The organism is Pseudomonas sp. BF-B-30 (assembly GCF_019956305.1).
Classification (GTDB): domain Bacteria; phylum Pseudomonadota; class Gammaproteobacteria; order Pseudomonadales; family Pseudomonadaceae; genus Aquipseudomonas; species Aquipseudomonas jessenii.
The window spans coordinates 1-13,393 of record NZ_JAHBDG010000002.1 but is presented as its reverse complement, the minus strand read 5'-3'; the positions used below and the strand labels follow the sequence as shown (position 1 = coordinate 13,393).

The 13,393-nt window shown below is 56.4% G+C and carries 11 protein-coding genes; 4 read left to right on the top strand and 7 right to left on the bottom strand.

Annotated features, from left to right (window positions below; all coding sequences use genetic code 11):
• Nucleotides 1–64 precede the first annotated feature (64 nt).
• The 3 genes from KGB29_RS00855 (at nt 65) to KGB29_RS00845 (ending at nt 3,987) form a co-directional block, all read left to right on the top strand.
• Nucleotides 65–1,342, top strand: coding sequence for a flavohemoglobin expression-modulating QEGLA motif protein (locus KGB29_RS00855; RefSeq protein WP_218544093.1), 1,278 nt, complete (start codon nt 65–67; stop codon nt 1,340–1,342).
• 165 nt (nt 1,343–1,507) lie between these two features.
• Complete coding sequence (locus KGB29_RS00850; protein ID WP_150813705.1) at nt 1,508–3,055, top strand: DUF3300 domain-containing protein; 1,548 nt, start codon at nt 1,508–1,510, stop codon at nt 3,053–3,055.
• 80 nt (nt 3,056–3,135) lie between these two features.
• The gene (locus tag KGB29_RS00845) at nt 3,136–3,987 is read left to right on the top strand and encodes a DUF2950 domain-containing protein (RefSeq protein WP_150813706.1); all 852 of its coding nucleotides are present in this window, start codon (nt 3,136–3,138) and stop codon (nt 3,985–3,987) included.
• Between the two features lie 74 nt (nt 3,988–4,061).
• On the opposite strand, the gene KGB29_RS00840 is transcribed toward KGB29_RS00845, so the two are convergent.
• The 7 genes from KGB29_RS00840 to pyk all read right to left on the bottom strand — a co-directional run bounded on the left by KGB29_RS00840 (nt 4,062) and on the right by pyk (nt 11,892).
• The gene (locus KGB29_RS00840; protein WP_150813707.1) at nt 4,062–4,778 is read right to left on the bottom strand and encodes a TerC family protein; all 717 of its coding nucleotides are present in this window, start codon (nt 4,776–4,778) and stop codon (nt 4,062–4,064) included.
• A 158-nt stretch (nt 4,779–4,936) separates the two neighbouring features.
• Nucleotides 4,937–6,460, bottom strand: a complete 1,524-nt coding sequence (gpmI, locus tag KGB29_RS00835) for a 2,3-bisphosphoglycerate-independent phosphoglycerate mutase (protein WP_150813708.1) — start codon at nt 6,458–6,460, stop codon at nt 4,937–4,939.
• Nucleotides 6,461–6,468: 8 nt separating this feature from the next.
• Nucleotides 6,469–8,094, bottom strand: coding sequence for an NADP-dependent glyceraldehyde-3-phosphate dehydrogenase (locus KGB29_RS00830; RefSeq protein WP_150813709.1), 1,626 nt, complete (start codon nt 8,092–8,094; stop codon nt 6,469–6,471).
• A gap of 78 nt (nt 8,095–8,172) precedes the next feature.
• Nucleotides 8,173–8,970, bottom strand: a complete 798-nt coding sequence (gene tpiA / locus KGB29_RS00825) for a triose-phosphate isomerase (protein WP_150813710.1) — start codon at nt 8,968–8,970, stop codon at nt 8,173–8,175.
• Between the two features lie 3 nt (nt 8,971–8,973).
• The gene (gene eno, locus KGB29_RS00820) at nt 8,974–10,275 is read right to left on the bottom strand and encodes a phosphopyruvate hydratase (RefSeq protein ID WP_150813711.1); all 1,302 of its coding nucleotides are present in this window, start codon (nt 10,273–10,275) and stop codon (nt 8,974–8,976) included.
• The gene (locus KGB29_RS00815; protein WP_191626105.1) at nt 10,268–10,429 is read right to left on the bottom strand and encodes a hypothetical protein; all 162 of its coding nucleotides are present in this window, start codon (nt 10,427–10,429) and stop codon (nt 10,268–10,270) included. Before KGB29_RS00815 ends, eno begins: the two co-directional genes overlap by 8 nt.
• 14 nt (nt 10,430–10,443) lie before the next feature.
• Nucleotides 10,444–11,892, bottom strand: a complete 1,449-nt coding sequence (pyk, locus tag KGB29_RS00810) for a pyruvate kinase (protein WP_150813712.1) — start codon at nt 11,890–11,892, stop codon at nt 10,444–10,446.
• A 317-nt stretch (nt 11,893–12,209) separates the two neighbouring features.
• On the opposite strand from pyk, the gene KGB29_RS00805 reads away from it, so the two are divergent.
• Nucleotides 12,210–13,393: methyl-accepting chemotaxis protein (locus tag KGB29_RS00805; protein WP_223616182.1), on the top strand; the 1,184-nt coding region annotated here is incomplete at its 3' end.

The following is a 13,393-nucleotide window of genomic DNA, read 5'->3' as shown; positions in this document are numbered from 1 at the left end:
CGCACACAACCGCGCGCGACGACTAAGCTTTTGTAACGCCACTTCGTCCCTCAAGGAGCTATCCATGAGCGCCGCCGCCCTGTCCGAACTCGATGCCGCCCTGCCCGGCCTGACCCGCAAGATCCGCGTGCTGGATGCCCTGTCCTGGCCGGACGGCGTCGAGGAAGACTTCCTGACGAAATGGCGCGGCGGGCGGGCCGAGTTACCCAAGGTCCAGTTGCAAACCCGCGACCACAGCGCCGACATCGCCGCCCTGGAAACCTTTATCCGCCGTTGCGATGTGGGGCATCCGGCCGGCAATTACCTGGCCATGACCGCCCGTAGCTATGCCACGGCCGGGCACATGCTGGGAGCCATCGGTACTCCCGCCTTTACGCAGTATTCATCCGCGCTGTACCGGCGCCCGGATTTCTATTACACACGCCTGCAACTGAGCATGCTTGACGCGGCCCGGTTCTTCCTCAAGACCACCGACGCCCTGCTGGGCAGTGCGCGGATTCCACCCTGCCCGGCCGAGATCCCGGCCAAGGCGTTCGCCGCCTGGATTCAACCGGAACTGGACCGATTCTTCGGCGTCGGACAAATCACGGTCGTGCTCGATCCGAACCTGGCCGCCAAGGCCATCGCCGGATCGAGCCGCATTCGCCTGCGGGCCAGCGCGCTGTTCTCGGAACTGGACAAGCATCAGCTGTTGCAACACGAGGCGTTCGTGCATGTCGCCACGGCACAGAACGGCGCGCGCCAGCCCAACCTCACGAGCCTGGGCCTGGGGGCGCCCCGCACCACCCAGACCCAGGAAGGCATTGCCACCCTGGCCGAACTGTTCACCGGCAGCATGGACATCAACCGCCTGCGGCGCCTGGCCCTGCGCGTGCTCGCCGTCCAGCAGGCACTGGAGGGTGCGGATTTCATCCAGGTGTTCGAAGGTTTTCTGGCGGCCGGACAGACAGAAGAGGAATCCTTCCGCTCAACCCAACGGGTGTTCCGCGGCGCCGACCTGCGGGGCGGTTCGGCGTTCACCAAGGACGCCGCCTACCTGACCGGGTTGCTCGGCGTCCACACCCTGCTGCGCATTGCTATCCGCGACAACCGGCCGGAACTGGTCGGGCATCTGTTTGCAGGGCGCCTCAGCCTGGCTGACACCGTGCGCCTGGCGCCCCTGTTCGAGTCTGGCTGGCTCAAGGGGCCGGTCTATCTTCCGGCCTGGGCCAGCGACCTGCGCCTGCTGGCCGCCAACCTGGCCTTCTCGGCGTTCATCGCCCAGATCAAGCTGGAGGTGCTGGACCTGGATGTGTTCATGGCATTCGCCGAAGAACACGAAAGCGATGCCAGTGCACATTGACCAGGACCAGGATCACACCGTTTGAAAGTCAACCTGGCTTTTTAAAATCAACTGCTACCATTAGAAAGCGGTGTCGAGGTCAGGCTCTGTGGCTTGCAAAGTCGGCTTCACCTGCCAGGGATTGATCCACTCATTTCAAGCCTGCCTGACCCCATGGGGGGTGCAATGCACAATCCATTACTTTACGCGTTGTCGGCCGTACTGTTCTTGAGCGGATCGTCCTGCCTGGCACTGGGTACGGAGGGGACCGCTGCCGCACCGGCCCCGGTTCCGGCACCCGCCGCAGCCCCCGCACCGGCAAGCACAGCCAATGCAGCGCCCGTCGCCCCGGTGGCCAAGGACCCGGTATTCACCCAGGAACAACTGGATCAGATGCTGGCGCCCATTGCGCTTTACCCGGACCCACTGTTTGCACAGGTGCTGATGGCCACCACCTACCCCGGGGAAGTCGGCGAGGCGGTCAACTGGTCCAAAGCCCACCCGGACGCCAAGGGTGACGATGCGGTCAAACAGGTGGCGAACCAGCCATGGGATCCAAGCGTGCAGGCACTGGTCGCCTTCCCGCAGGTGCTGGCATTGCTCGGACAGGATCCCGTCTGGGTCCAGCGCCTGGGCGATGCCTTCCTGGCGCAGCCCGACGATGTCATGGAAAGCGCGCAACGCTTGCGGCGCCAGGCACAGGCAGCCGGCAATCTGCAGAGCAACCAATATCAGAACGTGACGATCCAGAATGTCGCGGCACCGGCACCGGCGACCACGACTGCGGCACCGGCTCCAGCCCCTGAATCGGCCCCCGCCAGCAACTCCACCATCATCATTCAGCCTGCCGATCCGCAGGTGGTGTACGTCCCCACCTATAACCCGACCACCACCTACGGCACCTGGCCCTATCCGGCGTCGCCGCCCGCGTACTATCCACCGCCACCGGCCTATTACCCTGGTCAGGCCCTGATGGCCGGACTCGCGTTTGGTGCCGGTGTGGCGATCATTGGATCGTTGTGGGGTGAATGTGACTGGGGCAATAACGACATCGACATCGACGTCAATCGCTACAACAACATCAATGCCAACAACCGGATCACCAACAACAAATGGCAACACAACCCGGTGCACCGTAATGGCGTGCCCTATCGAGACAACGCGAGCCGCGCACAGTACGGCCGCCAACTCAACGGTGCCAACCAGCGTGAAGCCTATCGGGGGGACAATGCCCAACGCGCCCAGGCCCGTGAAAATGCCCGCACCTCAATGGACAGGCACGGTATCGAACGACCTGCCACCAGCAACCGCGAAGCCCGTGATCAAACACGCAAACTCCAGTCCGGGGCCTCGGGCGGCGACCGGTTACAGGCCGGTGCAGACAGGCCGAAAGCGGCGGACAGAAGCCAGGGCACGGCCAGGAACACCCGGGAGAATCAGCAGCCCCGGCGAGAGACCCAGCAACCCAGGAACCAGAGCGCCCAGTTGAATCAGCGCAGAGAAGGCTCCGCGCAGACGCGGCAAGCGACGAATAAACGGCCTGCCGCCAGTGCCGGCAGTGCCCGCAACAATGCGTTCGCCGGCGCACGCTCACCGTCCCAGGCCAACGTCCAGGCCAATCGTGGCCGGGCCAGCCAGGTTTCCGCCCAACGCCCCAGTGCTTCGCGATCAGCCGGCCACCAGGTCAGCCGGCCGTCCAATCCACCAGCGCGTCAAAGAGGGGGCCGTCGTTGAAAAACCATCCTCGATTGAAGGGACTCACGGGCTTGCTCCCTCATGTCCTGGTTATAGCCGCCGGCTTGTTGTGGTCGTGCATGGTGACGGCACAGCAGGCCTTTCCAACGCCAGAAAAGGCTGCGGAAGCCTTTGTCGAAGCACTGGGCACGGAACACGCCGACCAGGCACGCCTGACCGAACTGCTGGGCAATGACTGGCACAATTACATCCCCCGCGAAGGCGTGCAGCGCAAAGATGTGGATGCGTTCTTGCAGCAGTACCGCGAGCAACACCACTTTGAAAACACCAGTGACCGCAAGGCTGTCCTGGCGGTCGGCAGTGAGAACTGGACACTGCCTATCCCCCTTACAAAGAACGAGAACGGTTGGCGGTTCGACATGAAGGCCGGCAGTGCAGAGATCCGTGCACGTCAAATCGGCCGCAATGAACTTGCCGCGGTGCAATCGGTGCTGGCCTATCACGACGCCCAGATGGACTATGCGTCAGTGGATCGGGACGATGATGGCGCACTCGAGTATGCGCAGAAAATCTTCAGCACCCCCGGCATGCACGACGGACTCTATTGGGCCGAAGACGACAGTGGCCAGATCAGCCCGCTGGGGCCTTCGTTCGGCAAAGCCATTGCCGACGAAGAGTGGCATGGCTACCGCTTCCGCATCCTTCATGGCCAGGGTCCTTCGGCACCGGGTGGAGCCTACAGCTACCTCATCGGTGACAAGATGAGCCGCGGCTTTGCGCTGATCGCCTGGCCGGCAAAGTACAACGACACCGGTGTGATGAGTTTCATGATCAGTCATGAAGGCCAGGTATTCGAAAAAGACCTGGGGCCCGAAGGTGAAAAACTGGCGCTGGCGATGAAACGCTTTGATCCGGATGACAGCTGGAAAGAGGTGGCTGAAGATCAGGCCCCAATTGTCACGATGTATTGACACGTTGTCACGATGACCTGACATGAGAACTGTGGATTGCTGAAACGAGGCGTCCTTGCCCCGTTTTCAATGATTCATGCAAGCTTTTGTATCCTGAACCGAATATTCAATGCTTCGACCGCCAGCGAAAAAGCCATGGCAAAGTAAACATAGCCTTTTGGTACGTGCTGCCCCATGGCGTCTGCGATGAGCACGACGCCCACGACAATCAAAAATGCCAGGGCAAGCATTTTCAAACTCGGGTGCTTATCGATAAATGCGCTGATCGCTCCGGCAGCCAGCATCATGATCAGCACAGCGACCACAATGGCAGCGATCATCACCGGTACGTGAGAGACCATACCAACCGCCGTGATGACCGAATCCAGGGAAAAGACAATATCGATGATTGCGATCTGAATGATCGTGCTCAGAAAGCCCGCGCCTTTCTTGGCAAACGCTGACTCGCCCTCCTCGGCACCTTCCAACTCCTGGAAAATTTCGCTGCTGCTTTTCCACAACAGAAACAATCCACCGAAAAACAGAATCAAATCACGGCCTGATATCCCTTGATCAAAGACATGAAAGAGATCAGCCGTCAGGCGCATGATCCAGGTGATGGACAGCAGTAAAAGAATGCGAGTGACCATGGCCAGGGCCAAGCCAAAAAAACGTGTTTTCGGCTGCATTGCTTTCGGCATGCGGCTGACCAGAATCGAAATCATGATGATGTTGTCGATACCCAAAACAATTTCCAACACTGTCAGGGTAAAAAACGCGATCCAGATTTCCGGATTGAGAAACCATTCCATAACTTCAAAACTCTCGATTGCCCAGAAAAAAAGGCACTACCAAAATTGGCAATGCCCGCATGCTCAAATGAGCGAGTCGTGTTAAGCCACATCGCCTCGACGGGGGCGACCAAACCAATCGTCGGTGCGGCGATGCACTGATGGCACCTGTAAGCCAATCAGACGGTAAGAAGTGAGTTGCCATCCATCTCAGACGGAATCGGCAAGCTCAGCATCTGCAACAAGGTAGGTGCGATATCGCACAACCGGCCATTCTTCAGTCCCTCTCGGCCAGGTTGCTCACTGACCAGAATCAGCGGAACGGGATTCAAGGTATGAGCCGTGTGTGCCTGGCCAGACTCGGTGTCGAGCATTTGTTCGACATTGCCGTGGTCGGCTGTAATCAGGCATTCACCGCCGGCGGCAAGGGTTGCTTCCACCACCCGACGCAGACATTCATCGAGCACCTCAACCGCCTTGACGGCAGCGTCAAAGGAGCCGGTATGACCCACCATATCGCCGTTGGCATAGTTGCAAACGATCAGATCGAATGCGCCGCCAGCGATGGCGTTGACCAACTTGTCCGTCAACAGGGGGGCGCTCATCTCAGGCTGAAGATCGTAGGAAGTAACGTCAGGAGAAGGAATCAAGATTCGCTCCTCCCCCTCAAAAGGCTGCTCTCTACCGCCGTTGAAAAAGAACGTCACATGGGCGTACTTCTCGGTTTCAGCAATGCGCAATTGCGTCTTCCCAAGAATGGCCAAGTGTTCCCCCAAGCTGTTGCTGATCGCCTCCGGAGCGAATGCGCATGGGCAGTCCAACTCTTCGGAATACCGGGTCAATGTCAGCAGCCGATCCTTTGGCAAAACAAAAGGTCGTTCAAACCCTTCGAATTCGGGCTTGATCAATGCTTGGGTCAATTCGCGTGCACGATCAGGTCGAAAGTTCATGAAGATCATCGCGTCATCGGGGCCGACACTGACAGGTTGCCCAATCGTAGTCGGCTTGACGAACTCATCCGATTCACCACGTTCGTAAGCCGCTGACAAAGCTTCAGTAGCGGTTGCCACTTGATGTTCAGCATTCGCCGAAACAATCAGGCGGTAAGCGGTTTCGATCCGCGGCCAGCGGTTATCGCGATCCATTGCATAGTAACGACCGACCAACGAGACAATCCGCCCCGCGCCCAAGCGAGCGAATTCACTCTCCAAGGCATCCAGCGATGCCTGCGCGCTCTTGGGCGGAGTGTCTCGGCCATCTAGAAATCCGTGCACATAGATTTTTTCGACACCCTGCTCAACGAGGCAACCGCATGCCGCGACAATCTGATCGATGTGGCCATGAACACCGCCGGGGGAAAGCAGCCCCAAGACGTGTACAGCACCATCGCGCGTTTTTACTCCCTGGAGTAATTCCAACAACGCTGGGTTGCTAGAGAACTCTCCATCCGCGAGAGCTTTATCAATCCGGGTCAGGCTCTGGTACACCACACGACCTGCTCCCAGGTTCATGTGGCCTACTTCGGAATTCCCCATCTGACCTTGAGGAAGGCCTACCGCCAGACCTGATGTTTCGATTTGGCTGTTCGCATAGCGCTCAAGCAGCGCATCAAACGTTGGCTTTTTGGCTGCTGCAAAAGCGTTCGAGTCAGTTGCCTGACGAATGCCAACACCGTCGAGGATAATCAAAGAGCGCGTAGTCATCACTCCCCCTAGAAGATGTAATCAGTGGTCAAGAAACTCGACTCACGATTTCGGATGATGTCGCTGACCAGCTCTTTGTTGCTCTCCTGGAACTTGGTGGCGACTAGCGTTCGGATGGAGAACACCCGCAAGGCGTCGTCGACGGACAGTGTCCCTTCAGCTGAGTTTTTACGCCCGTTGAATGGAAAGCTGTCCGGCCCACGCTGGCATTGAGCGTTGATGTTGATGCGCCCCACCTGGTTTGCAAATGCATCGACCAGACGACCAACTTGCGCTGAATTGTTGCCGAAGATACTCAACTGCTGGCCGAAATCTGAATCGAGGACATAGTTGATAACTGTCTCCAGATCGCGATAAACCACCACCGGCACTACGGGCCCGAACTGCTCCTCGTGGTACACGCGCATGTCAGATGTCACTGGGTACAACAAGGCCGGGTAGAAGAATGTTTCGCAGACTTCACCGCCACCAGCATTGACTACTTTGGCACCTTTGCTCACCGCGTCGTTTACTAGACCAGTGAGAAAATCAGTCTTGCCTGGCTCCGGCAGTGGAGTTAATGCCACTCCTGCCTCCCAAGGCATGCCCGGTTTCAGCTGGGCAAGCTTCGACTGAAATTTATCCAGGAAAGCGTCCACGATGGTTTCATGGACGAACAGGATTTTTAGTGCGGTACAGCGCTGACCATTGAACGAGAGCGACCCGGTAACAGACTCCGCAACTGCGTTATCCAAATCGACATCAGGCAGGACGATGCCTGGATTTTTCGCATCCAGGCCAAGCGCGGCACGCAAGCGGTGCGGCTTCGGGTGCAGTTTTTTGAGATCACTGGCAGCCTTGTTGGTACCGATGAAGGCAAAGACATCGATCTTGCCGCTGGCCATCAAAGCGCTGACGGTTTCTCGGCCGCTACCGTAGATGATGTTGATGACCCCTGCCGGAAAGCTGTCACGGAACGCTTCTAGCAAAGGCCGAATCAGCAAAACACCAAACTTGGCGGGTTTGAACACGACGGTGTTGCCCATGATCAAAGCCGGGATCAACGTAGTGAACGTCTCGTTCAGGGGATAGTTGTACGGCCCCATGCACAGAGTCACACCCAAGGGAACGCGGCGAATCTGCCCCAAGGTGTCTTGCTCAAGCTCGAAACGGCTGGAACGACGATCCAGTTCCTTCAGAGCATTGATGGTGTCGACGATGTAATCGCAGGTGCGATCGAACTCTTTCTCCGAGTCCTTCAGGTTTTTGCCGATCTCCCACATCAACAACTTCACCACGGCTTCGCGCTGTTCACGCATACGCTTGAGGAAAGCCTCGACGTGGCAAATACGCTCGACCACACGCATGGTCGGCCAAGGGCCTTGACCACGATCATATGCCTGCACCGCAGCATCCAGTGCGGTCATGGCAGTCTGTGCATCCAGTAGCGGTGTACTACCCAAAATGACGGACTCGTGTCCCGACTCTTTCTTCAGGCACACAGGGCTACGGACCGGAGCCAATGGACCGTCCCACAACAGCAACTCACCATTGACGAGATAGTCGCGCTGTTCGATGGCCGGCCCTGGACGGAAAGCAGTGGGGATTTCGTCAGCGCTAGGAAACAGTGCTTCAAGTCGATTGTTCAAAGTCATTTTTATACCTCTGTGCCTGCACCAGGCGCTGCCCGAAAAAAATGAACGGACACGCAGCGCCTACACATTGAAAAGAATTCAGATCGCGATAGATTCGGTAGTTGGATTGGTCTGAGCTGCCCAGCAAATGGCAGCGAAAGACATCGCGTCCAGAGAAGCTCCGCCTATCAAGCCGCCATCGATATCGGGTTGCTTGAACAGTTGCTCTGCGTTGTCGGCCTTCACACTTCCCCCGTACAAAATCCGGCAATCAGCGGCGGCTGCGCGGTCCTCGTTAGCCAACCACTGTCGGATGTGTCGATGCACTGCTTGCGCCTGCTCTGGTGTAGCAGTTTCGCCAGTACCAATGGCCCAGACAGGCTCGTAGGCAATTACGCCTTTAGCCAGATCCTGAATGCCAACAGCCTTCAATACCGCACTCAGCTGAGTAGTGACGACCCCTTCCGTTTCGCCGCACTGACGCTGAGCAAGTGTTTCGCCGACACACAAAACCGGAATGAGCCCAGCTCGAAGCGCCGTAGCAAATTTCTTTGCCACAAGGTCATCGTCCTCTGAGTAAAGCGCCCGGCGCTCCGAATGCCCGACCAACACGAAGCGGCAGCCGATGTCATGGAGCATCGAAGCACTGACTTCACCGGTATGAGCGCCTGATAGCTGGGAGCTAAGATTCTGAGCACCCAACAAAACGTCTGAATCATCAAGTAGATCAGCCACGGTCGTCAGGTAAGGAAACGGCGGGCAAATTGCAATTTCAACACCTTCAAAGCGTGAAATCACCGGAAGTACGCTACGCAGCAATGACGCATTGGCAGCGCTACTACCGTTCATTTTCCAATTGCCGATCACCAATTTTTGTTTGTTCGAAGAGGTCTGCATGATTCAGGCTTTCCTGTTCAGAAGCGCGGCCGTGTTGTAAGGTGCTCGCTCCTGCAAGGCCTCTTCAATACGCAACAAACGGTTGTATTTACCCACACGATCCGAGCGGCTCAGAGATCCTGTTTTGATCTGTCCCGCGCAAGTGGCGACGGCGAGGTCGGCAATTGTGGTGTCCTCGGTCTCACCCGAGCGATGGGAAATGACTGCGGTATAACCGGCATCCTGCGCCATGCGGATGGCGTCCAGCGTTTCGCTGAGTGTTCCGATCTGATTGAACTTGATCAGGATCGAGTTACCGATCCCTTTCTGAATTCCTTCTCGCAGTATTTTGGTGTTGGTCACGAAGAGGTCGTCACCCACCAATTGCACGTGACCAAGCTTTTTAGTCAGGCCTGCCCAGCCGTCCCAATCGCTTTCGTCCATCCCATCTTCAATAGAAATAATCGGGTATTTGTCACAGAGCATCGCGAGGTAATCGGCGAAGCCTGCCGAGTTGAATGCCTGATCTTCACCGGCGAGCACATATTGACCGCCCTCGTAAAATTCCGAGGCAGCACAATCGAGTGCCAGGGTAATGTCTTTGCCCAGCTCGTAACCCGCTCTACTCACTGCCTCCTTGATAACAACCAATGCTTCTTCGTTGGAGGCCAGTGAAGGAGCAAAACCACCCTCATCCCCCACCGCGGTGCTCAGGCCACGCTCCGACAAAACTTTCTTCAAGGAATGGAACACCTCGGCGCCCATGCGAAGCCCTTCCCGGAACGACGATGCTCCGACTGGCTGAATCATGAACTCCTGGATGTCGATGTTGTTATCGGCGTGCTCACCACCGTTGATGATGTTCATCATCGGAACCGGCATGCTGAATTTGCCCGGCGAGCCGTATAGCGCAGCCAAGTGTTCGTACAAGGGAATGTTCTGAACCTTGGCAGCCGCTTTGGCTGTCGCCAGCGAAACGGCAAGAATCGCGTTGGCTCCCAGGATGCTCTTACTCTCTGTGCCATCCAGGGCGATCATGACATTGTCAATTTCGCGCTGATTCAATGCATCCAGTCCGATCAGGCACTCGCGGATCGGGTTGTTTACATTCTCGACCGCCCGCATGACACCTTTGCCCATGTAGCGCGATGCACTGTCTCGCAACTCAAGCGCTTCACGTGAACCAGTCGAGGCTCCGGAGGGGACGCTGGCGGTAGCAGTAACTCCATTCGCGAGAGTTACCACCGCTTCAACAGTCGGGTTCCCACGCGAGTCCAGGATTTCCCGAGCACTGATTTGTTGAATTTGGCTGTTCTTGTTAAGCATGGTTCTCCCCCTTCGGATGGTTCGGAGCTAACGTGTCGTCGCTCTGCAACTTCAGTAATTCCTGCTGCTCCGCGTACTGCTCACGAAAATCGAAATCTCTTGGCCACGATTCACTTTCAGTCGCGTCCTGGTCTGCTGAATTGATCTCACTCATCAGTGCTTCCTCACTCAGCGAATGGCTTCACCGACACACACGACTCGAAGGGAGTTAGTACCGCCTTGGGCGTTGGCGTAATCGCCTTTGGTAATCAGAATGTGATCGCCAGCCTTCACGACGCCACGCTGGGTCAGTTCCGCAACGGCCTTCTCGTTCACCAACTCTGGGGCGAAATCATCGCTGTCGAAAGGAATGGTGGTGACACCACGAAAAAGCGTGACCCGATTCTGAGTAGCCAGGTTGCGAGAGAATGCAAAAATGGGCAGGTGTGAACGTATGCGCGACATCAAACGAGGGGTATCGCCGCTTTCCGTCATGCAGATAATGGCTTTGACGCCATGCAGGTGGTTCGCTGCATACATTGCCGACATGGCGATGGATTCATCGATCTTGTGGAACACTTGATCGACGCGATGCTTGGAGCGATGGGACTGAGGGTGCTTTTCGGCGCCGATGATAATCCGGTGCATGGCCTCAACCGTCTCGATCGGATAGGCACCCGCTGCGGTTTCAGCTGAAAGCATCACCGCATCGGTGCCATCGAGCACCGCATTGGCGACGTCGAACACTTCAGCGCGCGTCGGCATCGATTGAGTGATCATCGACTCCATCATCTGCGTCGCAGTGATTACCACGCGATTCAGTGTACGAGCACGGTCGATTATCAGCTTTTGCACGGCAACCAATTCTGCGTCGCCAATCTCAACACCGAGGTCGCCACGAGCGACCATTACACCTTCCGACGCTTCAATGATCGCATCCAGAATGCGTAGGTCATTGACGGTTTCTGCACGCTCAATCTTGGCGATCAGACCTGCCTGCCCTCCTGCTTCATGCAGCAGCCGACGAGCCAACTCCATATCAGAGGCATCTCGCGGGAACGACACAGCCAAATAATCCACCTGCATTTCTGCGGCAGTCTTGATATCGGCGAAGTCCTTTTCGGTCAGCGCCGATGCAGACAACCCTCCGCCCTTTCGGTTGATCCCTTTGTTGTTCGAAAGCGGCCCGCTGACCAGAACTTCGCAGATCAATTGCGTGGCCTCGACCTTCAAGACCTTTAGCTCAATTCGTCCATCATCGAGCAGCAGTATGTCATCTGGGCGGCTATCGGTAATCAGCGCTTCGTAGTCGATACCGACTCGTTGCTTGTCCCCCGCATTCTTGTCCAGGGAAGCGTCGAGAACGAACTGTTGCCCCTTTTCGAGGATCACTTTTCCTTCCGCAAAACGCGCAATTCGAATTTTCGGACCTTGCAAATCCGCCAGTACCGCCACGAAGCGACCGTGCTTGGCAGCCAACTCACGGACCAATCTGGCACGAGCAATGTGATCCTCAGCCTTGCCGTGGGAAAAATTCAGACGCACGACATCGACGCCCGCTTTCACCAATCCCTCGATGGCTTCGAATGATTCTGTTGCTGGCCCTAATGTGGCCACGATCTTGGTTCTGCGCTGCATGACAGATGCTTCCTCGAACAGGGTTTTGTTATTGAATGCAAAGGAAATCTGGATTCTGCTTATGGCTATTAGCGTGTAAATAACCAATCAGCGCAAAGCAATCTGAATGGCACCCCTAACAACCACGGCTCGATTAAATCCTTTAAATCTCAGCTTTTATGCCTTGATCACAAATCATTGAGGTGAGCCGTCTCGAAAAATCGTCCAAAAAATATTGGCACATTTACACACCAAAATGCAATGCTATTTTAGTCAGCACAAATACACGCATCCGGCCAAGACCCGGATCGCACTACTCTGCCGAAGGGACAATGCTCATGCTGCCAAGACACCTCTCAATCGCCAGTCGAATGGTTCTCGGGTTCTTCATCATTGCTGCGCTGAGCGTTGCTTTGGGGGTATTTGCGCTGCGGCAGATTGACGAGGTTCAAGATCAATCGATCCAAATCAAGGACAACTGGCTCCAGCGAGTCCGTGCGTTGGGTGCCGCTAATGCCGCGCTGAATCGCTATCGGATGGGATCGATGCAGCACATTCTTTCGGTCAGCGAAAAAGACATGCAGTCCTACGAGGACAAAACTGCCGGGCGGTTGCAGCAAGTCCGGGAGCAAATGCAGACCTATGCTCAGTTGCTGACCAGCGATGAAGACAAGGGCCGTTTGAGCGCGTTCAACGCGAGCCTAGAGGTGTATGCAAAGAATCACCTCGAATTACTCAAGCTATCTCGGCAAGGCGATAAACCTGGTGCAAGGGAGTTTTTGATGACCATCCGGGACTCGTACGACCAGATGACCAAAAACTTTGATGACCTGATTAATCGCTCGAACCAAGGGGCAGAAGCCGCGGGTAATCAATCAATCGATGCCTATCAACGTGCCGTTAGAGGCGTGGTGCTGGTCATCATTTTGGTTGGTATCGGCACAATCCTGGTGGCGTGGTTACTGACCCGCAGCATCACTGCACCGCTGAATGAAGCCGTAAGAGCAGCGAGAACAATTGCCGAAGGTGATTTGAGTAAGCCCATCCAACCGACCGGTAATGATGAAGCCACTCGTCTGCTCGAATCCCTGGCGACAATGCAGAACAATCTGATCAAAACCCTGAGCCAAATCTCCGGATCTTCGAAGCAACTGACCTCCGCTACCGCCCAACTGAACACCGTTACAGAGGCGTCAGGCCAGGACACTCATCAGCAACATGCAGAGATCGAACAGGCAGCCACGGCGGTCAATGAGATGACAGCTGCCATTGAGGAGGTGGCCCGTAATGCGCTGTCTACTTCAGAGTTGTCGTTGGCTTCCCGGGACATTGCTCTTCGTGGCCAACAGCGCATGGTAGAAACCCTCGGTGCAATTGAAACACTCACCCGAGACGTGCAACTTAGCTCAAAACAAGTGGAAGGTCTGGCGGATCAGGCACAAGGCATCGGCAAGGTTCTGGACGTGATTCGCACGATAGCCGAACAAACCAATCTCTTGGCGCTGAACGCTGCCATTGAAGC